This is a genomic window from Amycolatopsis sp. (assembly GCF_036008905.1).
GTDB lineage: Bacteria > Actinomycetota > Actinomycetes > Mycobacteriales > Pseudonocardiaceae > Amycolatopsis.
In genome coordinates this window covers 17,200-35,411 of record NZ_DASYMU010000088.1, presented here as the reverse complement: position 1 = coordinate 35,411, position 18,212 = coordinate 17,200, and the positions used below count along the sequence as shown (strand labels likewise).

Here is an 18,212-nt window from a genome sequence, read left to right as displayed (position 1 = left end):
TGAGGCATGCCGGTCTTCGCCGAACTGGGGCCCACCACCCGCGTCATGCACGCAGTCGAACAGTTGTGGGCCGAGATCCGACGCCGCCACGCCGATGTGCCCGAGGCCGTGCTCGTGATCGCGTCGGGCACGATGGGCACCACCACAGAGATCCACGGGCATTTCGCCCGCTCGCGCTGGCATGTCGGCGAAGACCAGGATCCTCGCGCGGAGTTCTTCCTCGGCGCCGAAGGCCTCCGGCGCCCGGCATCGGAAATCCTCGGCACCACCCTGCACGAAGCGGCCCACGGCCTGGCCGTCACCCGCGACATCGTCGACGTCAGCGACGGGCGCTACCACAACAAGCGGTTCGCGGAGCTGGCGCGGGAAATGGGCATCACGGTGTCCAAAGAGGACCGCAACGGCTGGTCGGCCACCACCGTCCCCGCCGCCACGGCCGCGGCCTACCGCGACCGGCTCGACGCACTCGACGCGGCGCTGACCGTCTGGCGGCACACCGAAACCGAGGTCGCCCAACAGGCATTCACACGCCCGGAGCCATCGGCAACCAGCCGCGAGGACCCCGAAGCGCCCGCCCCGGCGCCGGTCAACCTCGGCCCGGTCGACGGCCGCGGCGCCCACAAGGGCGGCAACAACTACATCGCCGCGGTCTGCCGCTGCGAGAAACCCCGGCGCATCCGCGCCGCGCGGTCCGTGTTCGACCTGGGCGCGATCTCCTGCGGCGAGTGCGGGGAGCCCTTCGTGGAAGCGGACTAAGCTGTACCTACTAGTATGTACAGCTATGACCACCCCGGACCGCCTGATCGAGAGCACCCGCGAACTGCTCTGGGAACGCGGCTACGTCGGCACCAGCCCGAAGATGATCCAGCAGCGTGCGGGAGCCGGGCAGGGCAGCATGTACCACCATTTCGCCGGGAAGCCCGCTCTCGCGCTCGCCGCGATGCGCCGCACCGCCGACGAGATGCGCGCCAAGGCCGAGGCCCAGTTCGCCGAGCCCGGCACGGCCGTCGAGCGGATCACCGCGTACCTGCGCCGCGAGCGGGACGTCCTGCGCGGCTGTCCGATCGGCGGGCTGTCACAGGACCCCGAGGTCGTCGACAGTCCCGAACTGCGCGCGCCGGTGGACGAGACCTTCGCGTGGCTGCGCGGGCGGCTGGCCGAGGTGATCGCCGAGGGGCAGCACCACGGCGAACTCGCGGGTCTCGACCCGGCCGACACCGCCACGACGCTCGTCGCGGTCTTGCAGGGCGGCTACGTCCTGGCTCGTGCCGCGGGCTCGGCGGAGCCGTTCGACCAGGCCATCACCGGCGCGCTGGCGCTGCTGCGCACCCACTGAGGAGAACCCGTGCACGCGATGCAGTACGAGATCACCCTGCCCGCCGACTACGACATGGGCATCATCCGGCACCGCGTCGCCACGAAAGGCGCGCTGCTCGACACCTTCCCCGGTCTCGGGCTCAAGGCCTACGGAATCCGCGAACGCGGCGTGGACGGCTCGACGGTCAACCAGTACTCGCCGTTCTACCTCTGGCGGAACCTCGCCGGGATGAACACCTTCTTATGGGGCAACGGTTTCCGCGGCATCATCGACTCGTTCGGCCGCCCCTCGGTGCAGCACTGGACGGGCCTGGCGTTCGAGGACGGACCCGCCGCGGCCGCACTCCCCCGCACCTCCAGCCGTCGCAGCGAAACCATCCCGCCGGACACCGACCCCGCGACCAGGATCGAGGAGGCGCTCGACGACCTGCGGCAGCGCGCCGCCGCCGACGGCGTCCACTCCACCGCGCTGGCCGTCGACCCCCGCGGCTGGGAACTGATCCACTTCACGTTGTGGGAGGACACCGCGCCCGAGTCCGCGGGAACGCGCTACCAGATCCTGCACCTCTCGACCCCGGAAGTCGCCGACCTCCCGCGGGGCAGGCATTGGCAGGCCTGATCTTCAGGACCGAGTGCGCATGGCGTGGAAGTACTGGCTGACGTCCAGCCGCCACATCAGGGCGCTTGCCTCGCCGCTCCCACTTGTCAGAGGCCGGATCAACAGTCACCGCCTGAGACAACCGCACCGAGCGATCGCACGACCTTCCAGCGTCACCAACCGCCATCTGTCGACAGATGGCGGTCTCTATCGCGCGAGACACCTCACGCCAGTTGCCTGCCGAACACCGTCGCCGGATCGGCGTCCGGCTGGCCCGCCGGCCACCATTCCCCGGCCTCCTCGCGGTACGGGTACCACCGGCCGTCCCTGCCCAGGCGCAGCTGCAGGTGATAACCGCTCGCCGTGCAACGGTTCTTCGACACCTCGAGCGCGGGAAGGTCCTCGCCGGGCCACGCGTCCGCCCACGCGAACCGGGCCCGGGTCATCGCCTTCTTCGGCGGTGTCCACGGCGTGTCCAGCACAGCCAGGCCTTCGGCGCCGCCGTAGAACCACGCCCGCGCCGCGCGGTCGAACTCCGGTCCTTGGTCCGTGCGCAACCGCCTGACGACCTGGGTGTCCGCCTGGGTGGCGGCCATCCGCACGGTGTCCTCCCGCATCCCGTGCGGCAGCGCGACACCGGCGAGGTGGTCACGCGCCCGGTCGGCGGCGTTCGCTACAAGCGCGGCGATGACGTCCGGCGCTATCCCCGCCATCGCGGTCGGCGCCTTGCGGACGTGCAGCTCGTCGAGCAGCTCACGCTCCCCGCGCCCTCGCAGCAGCAACAGCACGAACGGGTCGGCGTCCAGCAGCCACGACGCCTGATAACACAGCGCCGCCGCGTGCTGGCACGGAAGTTCCCAGTCCGGGCAGTCGCAGTCGGGTTCCAGGTCGCCGATCCCCGGCAGCAGCTGGATCCCGGCGTCCTCGGCGGCGTCGACCAGGTCGTGCGGCATGTCCTTGTCGAGCAGCGCCGCGATGTGCCCGGCGCGTGAGGTGACCCGGTCGAGGAACCGCGTCCATTCGACGTCGGTCAGCTGCGGCACGGACACCACTGTGCGGAAGGTGCCCTCCGGGCCGCCGTCGACCATCGCCGCGAGCCGCCCCGGGCTGACCGTGATGGTGCCGACGCGCCCGGCGTAGGCGTACCGGCGGCCGTTCTTGAGTGGCTGCTGGGCCAGCGCGGTGTCCTCCAGCGCCTTGATCCACGCCTTGCCCCACCACGACCGGGCGAAGGTGCCGCGGCCGCGCTTGGCGGCGGCGAAGGCGGGAAACCCGCGGACTCGGTCGGTCATCGGTGGCTCCTCAGTGCGACGAGGTCCGCGAGCTCCTCGTTGGACAGCTCGGTCAGCGCGGCCTCGCCCGTGCCGAGTACGGCGTCGGCGAGGTGGCGCTTGCCTTCCAGCAGGGTGGCGATCTGCTCCTCGAGCGTGCCCTCGGCGATGAGCCGGTGCACCTGGACGGGCCGGGTCTGGCCGATCCGGTACGCGCGGTCGGTCGCCTGGTCCTCCACGGCCGGGTTCCACCAGCGGTCGTAGTGCACGACGTGATCGGCCCGCGTCAGGTTCAGCCCGGTGCCCGCCGCCTTCAACGACAGCAGGAAAACGGGGACTTCGCCGTCCTGGAACCGCCGGACCATGGTTTCGCGCTGCGGGATCGGCGTGCCGCCGTGCAGCAGCTGGGTCGGGATCCCGCGGTCGGCGAAATGGCGCTCCATCAGCTTCGCCATGACGACGTACTGGGTGAACACCAGCACCGCGCCGTCCTCGGCGAGGATCGTGTCCAGCAGCTCGTCGAGCAGCTCGAGCTTGCCCGACCGGTCCGCGGTGGCGCGCTGGTCCTTGAGGTACTGCGCCGGATGGTTGCAGATCTGCCGCAGCGCGGTCAGCAGTTTCATGATCAGGCCACGCCGGGCCATCCCGTCGCTCCCGGCGATCTCGGCCAACGTCTCGCGCACGACGGCCTCGTAGAGCCCCGCCTGCTCCTGGGTCAGCGACACCGGGCGATCCGTCTCGGTCTTCGGCGGCAGCTCCGGCGCGATTCCCGGGTCGGTTTTCTTACGCCGCAACAAAAACGGCCGCACGAGCCGGGACAGCCGCTCGCCGGCTTCACTGGAGTGGTTCGCCTCGATCGGCTCCGCCCAGCGCGTCCGGAACTCGCCGAGTGTGCCGAGAAGGCCCGGCGTGGTCCAGTCGAGGATCGCCCACAGCTCCGACAGGTTGTTCTCCACCGGTGTGCCGGTCAGCGCGATCCGTGTCGCGCCGGGGATCTTCCGCAACGCCTTCGCCGTGCTCGACCGCGGGTTCTTCACGTGCTGGGCCTCATCGGCGACCACGAGTCCCCACTCGACGTCACCGAGCCGCGCGGTGTCGACGCGCATGGTGCCGTACGTCGTCAGCACGAACCCGTCACCGGCGTCGTCGAGTGAGCGTTCGGTGCCGTGGAAGCGGCGCACCGCGGTTCCCGGCGCGAACCGGCGGATCTCGCGTTCCCAGTTGCCCAGCAGCGATGCCGGGCAGACGACGAGCGTCGGCCCCTCGGCCCCGGTCTCCTGGCGATGCAGGTGCAACGCGATCAGCGTGATCGTCTTGCCGAGCCCCATGTCGTCGGCGAGGCAGCCGTTCAGCCCCAGCGATGTCATCTTCACCAGCCACTGCAGCCCGCGGAGCTGGTAATCCCGCAGTGTCGCGTCGAGTGCGGCCGGTGCGGCGGGCACGGTGTCGCTCGCGGGTTCGGCGAGCTGACGGCGGACGGTGTCGAGCCAGCCGCTCGAGACGACCTCGACCTGCTCACCGTCGACGTCCGCGGATCCCGTCAGCGCCGCGGTGAGCGCGTCGAGGGCCGTGAGTGGTTTGAGCGAGCGGTCCCGGGCCTTGCGCGCCAGCGCCGGGTCGACGAGCATCCAGCGGTCGCGCAGCCGCACCACCGGCCGCGTGGCCTCCGCGAGCTTGTCCATCTCGGCCGCGGTCAGCGGATCGTCGCCCAGCGCCAGCTGCCAGTTGAAGCCCAGCAAGGCACCGTCACCGAAGAACGACGGCACCGACTCGCCCGAACCGACCACACCGTGGGCCTTGAGCTCGCGGGTCAGCTCCTTCGGCCAGTGCACGACGACGCCGATCGCGGCGAGCCTCGGAGACGCTTCGTCCAGCAGTTCGTCGACCTCGGCGTCGGCGAGGGTGAGCTCGTCCGGCACAGCGGCGTTGAGCAGCCTTTCCAGCGGCGCCCACACCCTCGCCGCCCGGCGCACCGCGAGCAGCGCGTCGACCCTGGCCTGCGGACCGAGGTGATGGACCGAGCCCGCCCACAACTCGCTCGCGTCGACCACCTGCGCCGGGTCGGCCAGGCTGTGACACTGCAGCACCGCGCGGAAGTCCCCGCCGAAATAGTCGTCGCCGGAGATTTCGACCCGCAGCGAGATGCGGACCCCGGAGTCCACCCCGGCCGCGAGTTCCTCCGCCCAGCCACGCAGCTCCGGCACGCGTTGCGGTGCCGGAGCTGCGAACGCCGACGTCCCCGTGGCCAGTGTCGCGGCCGGGGTGCGGGGCAGCTCGTCGGCGACGGCGTCGAGGAACGGCCGCACCGGGCCGGACGGGTCGAGGGCGTGGATACGGGTGAGGTCGTCCTGGTCGAGGGGACCGATCCGCCACGCGTCGAAGTCCCCCGGCGACACCCCGGGCAGGATCCGCCCGCGCGCCACCAGGTCCAGCGCGACGAGCACGGCCTGTCCCCAGAACGCCGCCGTCGGATGGGCGTGGTCGTCCCGCGTGGCCAGTACGAGCACGGGAATCGCGTCGGCGATCGACAGCCGCGTTTCCTCGGTGCCACCGAACACCAGCCCGCCCGTCCGCGGCGGATCCCCCTGCTCGAACCGCACGGCACAGCGCACCAGCGCGGCCGCGTCTTCCCCAGTCATCCCCACAGTCTCCTCTTACTCCCGCCCCGCGCGCCCGTGCTTGAAAAGCCACCATGGTCGCATCCAACGCAACCATGGTGTCAGGTTTGCCTAGGTGAGCGGGTCGAAGCGGAAGACGGCGCAGATCCCGGCGAGCGCCTCGAACTCGTCCGGCGAATCAGAACTCACCACACCCGCGTCCTTCATGATCGACACTCCCGAGGGGGTGATGACCGGGAACGCCCGCAGCACCGGACGTGCTTCCTCCACGGTCAGCTCGACCAGCTTCACCTGCTCACGCCTCCGGCCGCACGACAGCGTCCCCTCGCTCGCGGCACGGGCGTTCTTGACCCAGTCCGCGCCGGGGAACCCGCCGACGACGTACCGCTCGCCCTCGAAGTCCATCACCGAGATCGGTGTGGCGCGCGGCTTGCCGCTGCGCCTGCCGACGATAGTGAGCACGTGCATCCCGCCCAGCTTCAGACCGCTGCGCTGCAGGGTGACGAACACCTTGTTCATCGGCTTCAGCCAGCGCGGCGGTGTGCGGGTCTCGCTCATACGGTTCTCCTTGATGTCGAGGGGTTTCAGTTGCTCAGACGGCGATAGCGGCGGACCGACAGCGGCGCGAAGATCGCCAGCAGCACGAGTGGCCAGACCACGGCCATCAGCGTGGCGTGCCCGGTGATCCAGGAATCGCCACCGGCACCCGGATTGCCGAACAGGTCCCGGATGGCCGTGACCGTCGAGGACAGCGGGTTCCATTCGGCGGCGACACCCAGCCACGCCGGCATGGTGCTCGACGCGACGAAGGCGTTGGACAGGAACCCGATCGGGAACTCGAGGGTCTGTACCAGCGGGACCATCGTCGGCGTCTTGATGACCAGCCCCAGGTAGATCCCGATCCACAGCAACGCGACGCGCAGCAACAGGAGCAGCGCGATCGCCGAGACCGTCTCGGCGACGGTGCCGTGCGGCCGCCAGCCCACCACGAGCCCGCAGCCGAGGATCGCGGCCAGTCCGATCACCGAGTTCAGCATGTCCGCGGTGCTCCGGCCCACCAGCACCGCCGAGGGCGCCATCGGCAGCGACCGGAACCGGTCCGTCACGCCCTTCGCGGCGTCGTCGAGCACCGCGACCATTGTCGTGGACATCCCGAAGAGCATGGTCATGGCGAACATGCCCGGCATCAGGAAGTCGAGGTACGCCCCGCCACCGGGGACCACCATCCCGCCGCCGAGCAGGTACCCGAACATCAGCATCATCAGGATCGGGAACGCCACCATCATCACGACCTGGAACGGCTGGCGCGCCAGGTGCGTGAGGTAGCGCCGCGTCACGGTCCAGCCGTCCGCGGCGGCCCATCGGATCGAGGTCATGCCGCCTTCTGGTGTTCGCGATCGCCGGTGAGCCGCAGGAAGACCTCGTCGAGGGTGGGCCGGCGCAGGCCGATGTCCTCGGCGAGGATCCCGGCGTCGTCCAGTGCGCGGACCACCTCGGTCAGGGCGAGGACGCGTTCGCGGACCGGGGCGCTGAGCCGCCGGCCGTCCTCGTCGGTCGTCACCGGCTCCCCGACGGTGTGCTCGACGACCTGTGTGGCCCGGCCGAGATCGGCCGCGCTGTGCAGGACGAGCTCGATCCGGTCCCCGCCGATCGCCGTCTTGAGCTCGTCCGGGGTGCCGCTAGCGATGACCCGGCCGTGGTCGATCACCGAGATCCGATCGGCCAGCTGATCGGCTTCCTCGAGGTACTGCGTGGTGAGCAGGACCGTGGTGCCGGTGGCGACGAGCGCGCGGACCGAGGCCCAGATTTCGTTGCGGCCACGGGGATCGAGGCCGGTGGTCGGCTCGTCGAGGAACAGCACCGCCGGCGCGAGGATCAGCCCGGCCGCCAGGTCGAGACGCCGTCGCATACCGCCCGAGTACTGGCTCACCGGCTTGCTGCCGGTGTCGGCGAGCCCGAACTGCGCGAGCAGCTCGTCCGCACGACGGGCCGACGCTTTAGGCGTGAGGTGGTAGAGCCGGCCGAACATCACCAGGTTCTGCCGTCCGCTGAGGATCTCGTCCACGGCCGCGCTCTGGCCGACGAGCCCGATGTTGCGGCGCACGTCGGCGCCTTGGCGGACAACGTCGAACCCCGCGACCTTCGCCTGTCCGCCGCTGACCCGCAGGAGCGTGCTCAGGATGCGCACCGCAGTGGTCTTGCCCGCCCCGTTCGGCCCGAGCAGGCCACAGACCGTTCCCTTCGGCACCTTCAGATCGAGGCCGTCCAACGCGACGGTGTCGCCGTACTGCTTGCGCAGCCCCTCGGCGACGACCGCCCATTCAGGAGAATTCACCCAGACCCCTTACTTCGTACTATGTACGGAATAACTGTAGCACAACTCCGTACGTCGTATAGAGTTCAAGTGTGGAGAATGATCTGGTGAGCACGGAGTACACCGGCGGCGGAGACCCCCAGCGCAGTATCGAACTGCTGTGGGGAATCCAGGAACGCCCACGTCGCGGGCCGAAACCCAAGCTGACCGTCGCGATGATCGTCGCCGAGGCCGTGCAACTCGCCGACGCCGAAGGCCTCTCCGCGCTGTCCATGCGGCGCATCGCCGACAACCTCGGCGTCGCGACCATGTCGCTCTACACCTACATCCCCAGCAAGGCCGAACTCATCGACCTGATGATGGACACCGTCCACGGCGAGGTCGCCCCGCCCGAAGACACCGAAGCCGGCTGGCGCGCGCGGCTGGAGTACATCGCGAACGCCAACTGGGCGCTCTACCACCGCCATCCCTGGATGCTCCAGGTCATCATCAACCGTCCCCCGCTGGGCCCGCTCACCATGACCAAGTACGAGCGCGAGCTGGAGGCGGTCGACGGCATCGGCCTCACCGACCTGGAGATGGACTCCGTCATCAATGTCGTCATCAGGTACGTCCAAGGCGCCGCGCGGGCGTCGATCGACGCCTCCCAGATCGCGCAGCGCAGCGGCATGACCGACCTGCAGTGGTGGGAAGCCAGCGCGCCGACACTGGCGAAAGTCGTCGACGGCACCAAGTTCCCCCTCGGCGGCCGGGTCGGCAGTGCCGCCGGCGAGGAATACGAATCCGCCTTCGACCCCGCCCGTAACTTCGCCTTCGGCCTGCCGCTCGTGCTCGACGGGATCGAGGCCCTCGTCATTTCCCGCGCGGGCTGAGCAACGGAACGAACCGCTCCGTGCACGACTTCAGGAGCGAGTATCGGCGCCGTAGCGCAGTCCGTCGACGAGGAGTGCGACCATGCGCCTGCTGTACGCGACTCCCTCGCCGGGCACGGGTTGGCACAGATGGGCGACGGCATGCAAGAGGTCCTTGGCGCTGATGCCGGCACGGATTTCACCGTTCGCTGCCGCGGCTTCGAGCAGCGACCCGAGAGCGGGTCCGAGTCGCTGATAGAAGTAGCCGGGCAGGGCGTCGAACGCCGGATCGCCGGAGTGAAGGGCTGTAGCGAGTCCTCGTTTGGTCGCGACGAACTCGGTGTATCGGTGGAGCCATTTCGCAAGCGCTGTTCCTGGCTCGTGCGCGGCGGCGAGCGCCGGGCCCGCGTCCGCGCAGGCATCTATCTCACGCTGAAGCACGGCCTTGACCAGGTCCGAGCGCTGCGGGAAGTGCCGGTACAGCGTCCCGACCCCGACGCCGGCCAGATCGGCGATCTCCTTCGCGGGCGCGTCCACGCCTGACGTGGCGAAGACGGCCTTCGCCGCCTCAAGCAAGGAGTCGACGTTGCGTTGCGCGTCGGCGCGCAGCCGACGCGGCGCGCGTTCGGGTGCGCTCGGACCCGCCGAGCCGCTCGAGTCGACCCCGGTCGGCGCCATGTTCTCCGTCACGACACTCCTTCGGTTGCTAACCGGAAAGCCTTTCCGTATAGTTCTGGAAAAGCGTTCCGCTTTGGTCCAAGGGTACGGCATCGAGCGAGTGCTCACGGCACCTCGACCACAACCTCAGGAGAAACCCGCATGCAGTACCGCACCCTCGGCCGGACCGGTATCAAGGTCAGCCCCTACGCGCTCGGCGCACTGATGCTCGGCGCGTCCATCGGCAACGCCGACCACGAAGACTCGATCCGCATCATCCACAAGGCACTGGACGCGGGGATCAACCTCATCGACACCGCCGACGCGTACTCCCGGGGCGCGTCCGAAGAGGTTGTGGGCAAAGCGCTCACAGGCCGTCGTGACAGCGTCGTCCTCGCGACCAAGTTCAGTCTCCCGATGGGTGATGATCCCAATCAGCGAGGCACCTCGCGGCGCTGGATCATGACCGCGGTCGAGAACTCACTGCGCCGTCTGCGGACCGACCACATCGACCTCTACCAAATCCAGCGCCTCGATCCCGCCACCGACATCGAGGAGACGCTGTCCGCGCTCTCGGACCTGATCCACAGCGGAAAGGTCCGGGCCATCGGGTCGTCCATGACGCCCGCCTCCGACATCGTCGAAGCCCAGTGGGTCGCCGAGCGGCGCGGACTGGAACGGTTCCACACCGAGCAACCGTGCTACTCGATCCTCAACCGCGGCATCGAAAGCGAGGTGCTGCCGATCGCGCACCGCTACGGGATGGGCACGCTCGTGTGGGGCCCGCTCGGGCAGGGAATGCTCACCGGCCGCGTCCGCAAGGGCCAGCAGACCGACCTCGTCCGCGCCGCTTTGCCCTTCTTGAAGGTCTTCAGTGACGAGCGCCGGCTCGATGTCGTCGAACAGCTCATCCCACTCGCCGAAGAGGCGGGTTTGCCGATGACCCACCTCGCGATGGCGTTCGCCATTGCCCATCCCGGCGTGACCAGCGCGCTCCTCGGGCCGCGCACGATGGAGCAGCTCGACGACCTTCTCGCCGGCTTCGACGTCACCCTCACCGACGAGATCCTCGACCGGATCGACGAGATCGTCCCGCCCGGCACCGACGTCGGCACGCTCGACCAGGCTTACGTGCCCCTGGCCCTCCAGCGCTCGAACCTCCGCCGCCGACCCGTCAGCGAACGCGCCGCCGCCTGACCGCTTCCCCTTACCGCTCCCGCACCCACTCGACCGGTGGCACGGCGAACTGGTGCGCGCCGCCGTGCTCCAGAACACTGCCAACCCACTACGACAGGACTGGTTTCATGACTCACAAGCAGCACCCCATCGGGACAGGGTTCACCGCCGCGTCGACGGTCGACGACATCCTCGCGGGCATCGACCTCACCGGCAAGAATGTCGTCGTCACCGGCGGACACTCCGGGCTCGGCCTGGTGACCACCCGTGCACTGGCCAAGGCCGGCGCCTCGGTCACCGTCGGCTCGCGCGACCCGGACCGTGCCGCGGCCGCGGTGGCCGGGATCGAGCGCGTCGAGGTCAGTCAGCTCGACCTCCTCGATCCGACTTCGATCGCCGCCTTCGCCACCCGCTATATCGACTCCGGCCGCCCGCTCGACATCTTGATCAACAACGCGGGCTTCCCGGCCCCCGCCGAGGTCGTACGGGATGCGCGCGGCTACGAGGCGCAGTTCGCGGCCAACCATCTCGGCCACTTCCAGCTGACCCTCGGCCTGCTGCCCGCACTGCGCGCTGCTCACGGTGCCCGGGTCGTCAACACGTCGTCCGGCGCCCAGCGCATGTCCGACATCCTGTGGGACGACCCGCACTTCACCACCGGCGGCTACGACCCCCACCTCGCCTACGCCCAGTCCAAGACTGCGAACGTGCTGTTCGCCGTCGAGCTGGACCGCCGATGGGCCGCCGATGGGATCCGTGGCTACGCCGCGCACCCGGGCGTCGTGGCCGCCACGGCCTTCAACAGGTCGGTGGGCGAGGACGCGCAGCGGGCCATGGGACTGATCGACGAGTCCGGCCGGCCGATCATCGACCCCGACCGTGGGAAGAAGACGCCGCGGCAAGGGGCCAGCACCATCGTGTTCGCGGCCACCAGCCCCCTGCTCGCCGAGATCGGCGGTGTCTATCTGAACAACAACGACGTCTCGCAGCTGAACGACAACCAGCCGCCCGTCACCGCGCAGGAGGCCTCGGGCGACATTGTGTCGCACTCCATCGACCCGCAGTCCGCCGAACGGCTCTGGGAGCTGAGCGAGCAGCTTCTCAAGGCGTGACGTCCGCACCCGCACGTCCGGCTTCAGGGACCCTTAATAGCGTTCCGGCGGTCAGGCGCGTGGGGGTCGTGAGTGTTTACGAGTGTTAGAACACTTGTTGCCACTCACGAAGGCACGTCCTCGGTGACGGGCGCTTCGGGGGCTGGGGGTTCGACGGGCCGGGCAAGTTCGGTGAGCTGGGCGACCAGTTGGTCGAGCCTGGCCTGACCGGAGGTGACCTGGTCGCGGGCGAGCGCGAGGTCGTCGGCGAGGCCCGCGGCCCGCGCTTCGGCGAGTCGGCGTGCGGTGTTCTCCTCGGTCGCCCGGTCGCGTTCACCCTGGAGTTCACCTTGGATTTCCGTGGACTCGCGGCGCGCGGAGTCGCGGTCGCGTTCGGTGTCGGCGGTGAGCCTGCGGGCGTGGTCGAGCCGTTCGAGGGCGGCCTCATGTTCGGCGGCGAGGCGCGAGAGCGCCGAATCGCGCTCGGCGAGTTGCTTGGTGAGTCCGATGCTGTCGGCGCGCAGGGCCAGGAACTGCTCACGGAGGTTCCGGACCTCCCCGGCGAGTTCGTCGCGCGCGGCGTCGGCGGAGCGAGCCGCCGCTTCCGCCGCGCCGCGGGCCCGTTCGTGGGCGGCGATCTCACTCCACGCGCGCTGCTTGTGTTCTTCGGCGTCCTCCGCCGCACGCTCAGCCAGCTTTTCAGCCTTCGCCCGAGCCAGCCTGTCGTCGCGTGCCGCGGCAAGCGCCTGGTTTCGGGCCGTCTCGGCTTTCAGCGATTCCTGCTGAGCGTCATCGGCTTCCTTGCGAGCCTGCGTGGCTTGCGCCTCGGCTTCGGTCACCCGTGCCAGCGCCGCCGTCTCCGCCTCGGCGAAGCTCGCGCGCATCCCCTGAAGCAACTCGACCAAGCCCGCGGCCGCGGGCTCGAAACCCTCGGCAAGCCGCCGGACGTCCGCGAGCGGGTCGCTCACGGACGCGATCGTGGCCGTTCGCCGCGCCCGCGACGCGGCATCGGCATGCGCCTTCCCGCAGTACGCCGACGGTCTCCCGCCCTTGCGTCGCCCCTCCGCATCGATGGCCGGTGGCGGCAACGGGTTCTCACAGCCGTCCAGAGCGCAGATCTGGGGCGTTTCCGGGGCTTCTTCTTGGGTTTCCGACACCACATGACCCTATCAGTATCGCGTACGCGTTAGGTGTAACCAATATCGCGTGTCGCGTTACTGCGTAACCTTACCGTGGTGAGGCACCGTGATAATGCCTGTTATGACGGAGTGTCCGAGGCAGAGTTCCGCGAGGGAGAACTACCGGCTGTCGGCGCTCAAGATAGGTGCGGCAAAATCGGTAAAGGTGCGCTATTTGGCCCGCCTGGCTCAGTTCAGTTGCGTCGTTCGACCCTGCTGAACGATCGACGGTCGCAGGATGTAACGACATCGACGGGCCCTCGTTCGGCGCTCAGAATTGATCTGAGAGCATTTCGCCTGGTCAGAGGCATGGTTTTCGACCGTTGTAGGCAACATCTTCTCGGACAGGACAGACATCACCGTTACACCTGGTTCTTACCGGTCCTCTGCAGGCCGACGCGTGTTTGCAGCCGCGTTTACGCAGGTCGGTTCCTGTTTCTCGGACCGCCGGACCATCCTCGGAAGGGATCCAAGACAGGTGCAGCGGGAGCAGGGTGGGCGGCGCGCCGGCCGGGAGGACGAGTCAAGGTCAGCTCGAGGACCCGCTCCCCCGGTAGGGATGCCCAAGCATCGATGTGGTGGATAAGTGTCACTATCCACCACAATTTGAGCCGCATCGCAGGCCACGCGCTCGAGTTGGCCAGCCGACCGCGTTGCCGGTGCGGGGCTACCTTCCTCGCTCGTGAAGCGGGATGGACAACCGGAAGACCTGATCGTGGTGGGGACGCTGGCCAAGGACGACGGGCATTCGCTGGACAGTAAGGAGTTGCCGTAGTTCCGGGGAATTTCGGGCGCATACGGTCTGGCCAGCGGTGATCGATCCTTCTCGAGCCCCCGGAAAGGCGTTGTGGCGCAGGGCCATCCGGTCCGGTGCTGAACCACGTCGTCACGCAGGCCCACGCCGACTTCGCCGTGTTGCCAACTGGCGCCTGATCAGATCGCACGCAGCCCGGGGCCCTTGGTTCATGGAACCGGCAAACTTTGTCGTTGGTTGTCGATAGCGTGATGGGATGACTACTGACAGCAGGAGCGACGGCGCCGGGTCCGCACCGCGCCGTGCGGGCGCGGCCTGGTCGGCGGAGGACACCGCGACGCTGCTGGACGGGCTCCGGCGTGGTGTGGCGCTGGACGCGCTGGCGGGAACGTTGCAGCGCACGCCCCGTGCGCTGCAGGCACGGTGTCAGGTGCTGCTGCCGCCGCAACTGCGGCCGGCGTTGCGGGCTGATGGCGAGGCGGTGTTGCGGAGGCAACTGGCAGCCAACCCGAACTTCGCTGTGACCACAAGCCCGAGCCGGACATCGAGCCAGCGGGAAAATCATGGCCGCGGTGCCGCGGTGTCTTCTGTGCCGTTGAGTGGCGAACAGCGGCGGATGATCGACGCGGTGCGGGCGGGGCAGGATGTGATTGTCGATGCGACGGTGGGATCGGGCAAGACCACAGCGATTCAGGCGTTGTGCACCGAAGTGGGCCGGGACCGGCGGGTGCTGTACCTGACCTACAGCAAGCTGTTGAAAGCCGACGCGCAACGCCGGGTGAAACACGCAAAAGTGCAGAACTACCACGGAATCGTGTACCCCTCACTGCTCAGGGCGGGTATCAAATGCGGTCTTGATGAATCCATCCGACGGTTCAACGCGGCGTTTACCAGCCTCTCGGCGTGGTTCCCCAGATTTGACCTGCTCGTGGTCGATGAGTACCAGGACATCAACGAGGAGTACGCGCAGCTGCTGCGCAACATCAAGTCGCTGAACCCGTCCATGCAGACCGTGCTGGTCGGTGACCTGGCTCAGAAAGTGCACTCGAACACGACCTTGGACGTGCAGCGCTTCACCAGGGAGATCACCCGGCAGGCCGAGCTGATGCCGTTCACACAGTCCTTCCGGGCCGGTCAGGAACTCGGCGCGCAGCTCAGCGAGGCATGGAACAAGCCGGTGGTGGGCGTCAACCCCGACCAGACGATCCGGTATGTCTCCTACCACGAGGCACTCGACTTCATGAGAGCGAAGAAGCCCGGCGACCTGCTGTGCCTGGACAGACGCAACGGCCAGATGGCCGAGGCACTAAATCACCTGGAACGCGATCATGGTGAAATCTTCAACAAGGAAACCGTCTACGCCTCCATCCGCGACAGCGACACCTCGGTGACCTACAGCGACGACACCGCGGTGTTCACGACGTACGACTCCAGCAAAGGCCTGGAACGGCCAGTGAGCGTGGTGTTCGACTACGACGAGGCCATGTGGAACATGCGCTGCGGGTTCCCGAACGTCGACACGACCGTCCTGCGCAACGTGTTCCTGGTCGCGGCCTCCCGGGGAAAGCACGACGTTCTCTTCGTGCGGTCACAACATGCTCACCGGCAACCCAAGAGCATCGGCTTCATCCCCATACTGCGATTCACGCAGCTCCTGACCGAGGACCTGCCGACGTATGACAAGCCGTTGCTGGCGTCGGACTGCTTCGACTTCACCTACGCGGAGAACCTCCAGGCCTGTGTCGATCTGCTCGACAGCCGGCGCCTCGACGACGGCGCGGGTGAGGAGATCACCATCGACCGCGTCGACGGGCTGATCGACCTCTCCCCCGTGGTGGGGCACTACCAGGAAGCGGTGTTCTTCGACAGGTACAACCCCGCCCTCGAAGTGATCCTCAACCCCAAACCGATCGCGAAGCAGCTAAGCGGCAAGCTGAGCGAGGACCCCTGGGACAACTCGCTGCTGCTGACCGCCGTCGACACGGACCAGATGCGCTACGCAGAACAGGTCACCCGAAAAGTCAGCGGCGAGGTGCGCGACGCACTGACCAGACGACTGGCGACACAGCTCCCCCGCGACTGCGCGGCGCAGGTGCCGATGGACCTGTCCGGCACGGCTGTCGCAGCACCGGCGGCGACACCGATCAGGTTCGTGGGTGTCGCCGACGCCGTGCACGACGGCCAGGTCTACGAGCTCAAGTTCGTTTCCGAACTCGACCGCGCCATGTTCCTCCAGCTGGCGCTGTACTTGGTGATGGGCGGCTACCAGAGGGGTGTCCTGTGGAACACGCGCACCGACGAACGCTGGGCAGTGCAAGTGCCTGACCGCGAGAGATTCATGCACGCCGTCATCCTGTGCGTCACCAAACAACGCTACCGGGCGTTCCAGGCACCACCGCAACAGCGGGAACTGAGCGGCGGGCTCGGCAGGATTACAGGTGGCCTACTCGGCCGCTCGCGACAAGATGGTTAGCCCTCCGGCCGAAGTCCTGTCAGCGCAGTCTTAACGGTGCCATCGTCGCCACGTCTGCCACGGGGCTACCTCCTGTCGTCGTTGCCGGGGCCATCGTCTCGCGCCGCCCGCCACGCTGCGGCACCCGGCTCGGCCACGCCTGCCACCGAAACCGGTCAGAACCAGAACAAGTCCTCCCGGCCGATCTCCGGGAACCCCTGGTCAGGAGCCTACTCAGTCATATTCGCGCGAAATTTCCCGGATACTACGGGGACCCCGAGAAGACCGTGGGTTCAGCGAGAGTGAAGGTTCCTCATGGGGAACCCGAGGGTCTACCACCGCCAGGAACAGGGCTCGTGCCGTGGGTTCGTGCTCAACCGGAAGTGTCGCGTTCGGCTGCGGTGGCCAGAAGTTGGCGCGCGGAGTTGGCGTAGCGGATGGCGGTCTTCTCGTCGAGGCCGAACACGAGGGCCAGGTGCAGTGGGTCGGCTCGGTGGTGCTTGCCGACGAGACCGGGAGTGACTCGTGACCGTCGGATCAGGGTGCGGAGAGGTGATGCCGCAGGTCGGCCAGGAGTGCGTCGCCGCGCTTGATCTGGATGCGCGGGAACTCCCAGCGCAGGACCATGCCGGTGGTCAGCCCGACGATGACCCGCGACGTCCCCGCGAGGTAGCCGTCCTTCACCGGGTCGGAAACCCGGTCGATCGCCGAGAACGGCAGGGAATGCAGCACCTTCTTCGGTCCGGCGACGACGAATCCGCCCAACGTCATCACGAGTAGGCGGTGGTTGGTGAGGACGATGAAGCACCGCTGCGGCACTGGGAGTTCGGGGGCGTCGGCGGGTCCGGCGTCGGCTGAGGTCACGGCGCTCGAGGCAAGGCGACCCAGGCCTCCTGCGAGCCCGGCGCCGCCCAGTGATACGTGCTCCTTGGCACCGCCGATCCGGAACGCCAGCACCGCGTGCACCACGTCCTCGCTTGCGTTGAGGTGATCACGCAGGCGTCGTCGTGCCCGTTCCTCCTGGGTGGTCATCCGCGCACCTCCTCGGTGATGATCTCACGGGCCGTGGTCGCGTTCGGCTTCGGTGGCCAGAAGTTGGCGCGCGGAGTTGGCGTAGCGGATGGCGGTCTTCTCGTCGAGGCCGAACACGAGGGCCAGATGCAGTGGGTCGGCTCGGTGGGTGAGTGCTTCCTCGAGTTGGCGGTCCATGCGCAGCCGGTCGAGTGTGGCGTCGTGGCCGCGGAAGGTGGTGTTGAGCCAGTAGCTGCTGACCGGGCCGGTGGTCAGGGCGGTGCGCATGTTGACCAGCAGGTGCTGGTTGACGGTGGTGGGCCAGCGGGTGCGGCGGTGGTCGAGCCAGTGCAGCAGGGCGCGGCGGGTCATCTCGTCGAGGGGGCGTGTGCGCCCGGCGATGGTGAGTCGGCGGTTGCCGAGATCGATGTCGTCGAGCAGCAGGTCGCGGATGCCGCCGGGGCGTGCGGCGTAGATGCTGGCCAGCGCGAGGATGAGCGGGTCCGCCGGGCGGGTGGCCGCGGTCATGGTGTGTTCGACCTGGTCGGAGGTCAGAGGCTGGAGGACGCGGCCGGCGCGTTGTCCGACGCGGTCTGCTGTAACCCGAAGGCTGCCTCGGGATCGCCACTACCGTCTGCTTGCGCGCTCAGGGCAACCAGCTTGTCGAGCGCGAGGAGCCCTGCAGGACCTGGTCGCCAGCGGCGGGGATACCGCTGGCGAGCACAGCGCCCGATCACCACACTGCCCGTGTGTTGTTGCTGCTTTGCCTGCGTCCGCCTGCCGAAGCTGGCCAACTGACTGGATAGTCGGCCCAAATTTTGATGTACACATGTTCACCCAAACAACGCAGATGAACTGAGTTCATACCATTGAACACCGCGCAACATACTTGCGTTACCGCAGGTCGACAGTATCGAAGGAACT

At 68.3% G+C, this 18,212-nt stretch carries 16 protein-coding genes; 7 read left to right on the top strand and 9 right to left on the bottom strand.

The window, feature by feature from the left end; genetic code table 11:
* Positions 1-6: 6 nt before the first annotated feature.
* From VGP60_RS16795 to VGP60_RS16785, 3 genes are read left to right on the top strand one after another with little or no spacing between them, the layout of a single operon-like run.
* The gene (locus tag VGP60_RS16795; RefSeq protein ID WP_327548942.1) at positions 7-756 is read left to right on the top strand and encodes a hypothetical protein; all 750 of its coding nucleotides are present in this window, start codon (positions 7-9) and stop codon (positions 754-756) included.
* Positions 757-781: 25 nt separating this feature from the next.
* Positions 782-1,336 carry a TetR/AcrR family transcriptional regulator gene (locus tag VGP60_RS16790; RefSeq protein WP_327548941.1) on the top strand — a complete coding sequence of 185 codons (555 nt, stop codon included), beginning with the start codon at positions 782-784 and terminating at the stop codon, positions 1,334-1,336.
* 18 nt (positions 1,337-1,354) lie between these two features.
* Positions 1,355-1,936, top strand: coding sequence for a DUF4865 family protein (locus VGP60_RS16785; RefSeq protein ID WP_327548968.1), 582 nt, complete (start codon positions 1,355-1,357; stop codon positions 1,934-1,936).
* Positions 1,937-2,139: 203 nt separating this feature from the next.
* Here VGP60_RS16785 and VGP60_RS16780 read toward each other — a convergent pair whose 3' ends face one another.
* From VGP60_RS16780 to VGP60_RS16760, 5 genes are all read right to left on the bottom strand, one after another.
* Complete coding sequence (locus tag VGP60_RS16780) at positions 2,140-3,207, bottom strand: SWIM zinc finger family protein (RefSeq protein ID WP_327548940.1); 1,068 nt, start codon at positions 3,205-3,207, stop codon at positions 2,140-2,142.
* Positions 3,204-5,825 carry a DEAD/DEAH box helicase gene (locus VGP60_RS16775; protein WP_327548939.1) on the bottom strand — a complete coding sequence of 874 codons (2,622 nt, stop codon included), beginning with the start codon at positions 5,823-5,825 and terminating at the stop codon, positions 3,204-3,206. The genes VGP60_RS16780 and VGP60_RS16775 overlap by 4 nt, the downstream gene beginning before the upstream one ends.
* Positions 5,826-5,915: 90 nt before the next feature.
* A complete protein-coding gene (locus VGP60_RS16770) occupies positions 5,916-6,362 on the bottom strand; it encodes a nitroreductase family deazaflavin-dependent oxidoreductase (RefSeq protein WP_327548938.1) in 447 nt (148 codons plus the stop codon).
* Between the two features lie 26 nt (positions 6,363-6,388).
* Positions 6,389-7,171 carry an ABC transporter permease gene (locus tag VGP60_RS16765; protein ID WP_327548967.1) on the bottom strand — a complete coding sequence of 261 codons (783 nt, stop codon included), beginning with the start codon at positions 7,169-7,171 and terminating at the stop codon, positions 6,389-6,391.
* Between the two features lie 5 nt (positions 7,172-7,176).
* Positions 7,177-8,139 carry an ATP-binding cassette domain-containing protein gene (locus tag VGP60_RS16760; RefSeq protein ID WP_327548937.1) on the bottom strand — a complete coding sequence of 321 codons (963 nt, stop codon included), beginning with the start codon at positions 8,137-8,139 and terminating at the stop codon, positions 7,177-7,179.
* Positions 8,140-8,210: 71 nt separating this feature from the next.
* On the opposite strand from VGP60_RS16760, the gene VGP60_RS16755 reads away from it, so the two are divergent.
* Positions 8,211-8,990 carry a TetR/AcrR family transcriptional regulator gene (locus VGP60_RS16755; RefSeq protein ID WP_327548936.1) on the top strand — a complete coding sequence of 260 codons (780 nt, stop codon included), beginning with the start codon at positions 8,211-8,213 and terminating at the stop codon, positions 8,988-8,990.
* Between the two features lie 30 nt (positions 8,991-9,020).
* Here VGP60_RS16755 and VGP60_RS16750 read toward each other — a convergent pair whose 3' ends face one another.
* Positions 9,021-9,659, bottom strand: coding sequence for a TetR/AcrR family transcriptional regulator (locus VGP60_RS16750; RefSeq protein WP_327548935.1), 639 nt, complete (start codon positions 9,657-9,659; stop codon positions 9,021-9,023).
* A gap of 129 nt (positions 9,660-9,788) precedes the next feature.
* On the opposite strand from VGP60_RS16750, the gene VGP60_RS16745 reads away from it, so the two are divergent.
* Together VGP60_RS16745 and VGP60_RS16740 are read left to right on the top strand one after the other, a co-directional pair.
* The gene (locus VGP60_RS16745) at positions 9,789-10,823 is read left to right on the top strand and encodes an aldo/keto reductase (protein WP_327548934.1); all 1,035 of its coding nucleotides are present in this window, start codon (positions 9,789-9,791) and stop codon (positions 10,821-10,823) included.
* A 107-nt stretch (positions 10,824-10,930) separates the two neighbouring features.
* Complete coding sequence (locus VGP60_RS16740) at positions 10,931-11,914, top strand: SDR family NAD(P)-dependent oxidoreductase (protein ID WP_327548933.1); 984 nt, start codon at positions 10,931-10,933, stop codon at positions 11,912-11,914.
* A gap of 104 nt (positions 11,915-12,018) precedes the next feature.
* Here the strand turns inward: VGP60_RS16740 and VGP60_RS16735 are convergent, their stop codons facing one another.
* Positions 12,019-13,050 carry a hypothetical protein gene (locus VGP60_RS16735; protein ID WP_327548932.1) on the bottom strand — a complete coding sequence of 344 codons (1,032 nt, stop codon included), beginning with the start codon at positions 13,048-13,050 and terminating at the stop codon, positions 12,019-12,021.
* Positions 13,051-14,081: 1,031 nt separating this feature from the next.
* Here VGP60_RS16735 and VGP60_RS16730 point away from each other — a divergent pair.
* Positions 14,082-16,298: a DEAD/DEAH box helicase family protein gene (locus VGP60_RS16730; protein WP_327548931.1), complete on the top strand. Its 2,217-nt coding sequence runs from the start codon at positions 14,082-14,084 to the stop codon at positions 16,296-16,298.
* 516 nt (positions 16,299-16,814) lie between these two features.
* On the opposite strand, the gene VGP60_RS16725 is transcribed toward VGP60_RS16730, so the two are convergent.
* The gene (locus tag VGP60_RS16725) at positions 16,815-17,309 is read right to left on the bottom strand and encodes a hypothetical protein (protein WP_327548930.1); all 495 of its coding nucleotides are present in this window, start codon (positions 17,307-17,309) and stop codon (positions 16,815-16,817) included.
* Between the two features lie 24 nt (positions 17,310-17,333).
* Complete coding sequence (locus VGP60_RS16720) at positions 17,334-17,816, bottom strand: hypothetical protein (RefSeq protein WP_327548929.1); 483 nt, start codon at positions 17,814-17,816, stop codon at positions 17,334-17,336.
* Positions 17,817-18,212 lie beyond the last annotated feature (396 nt).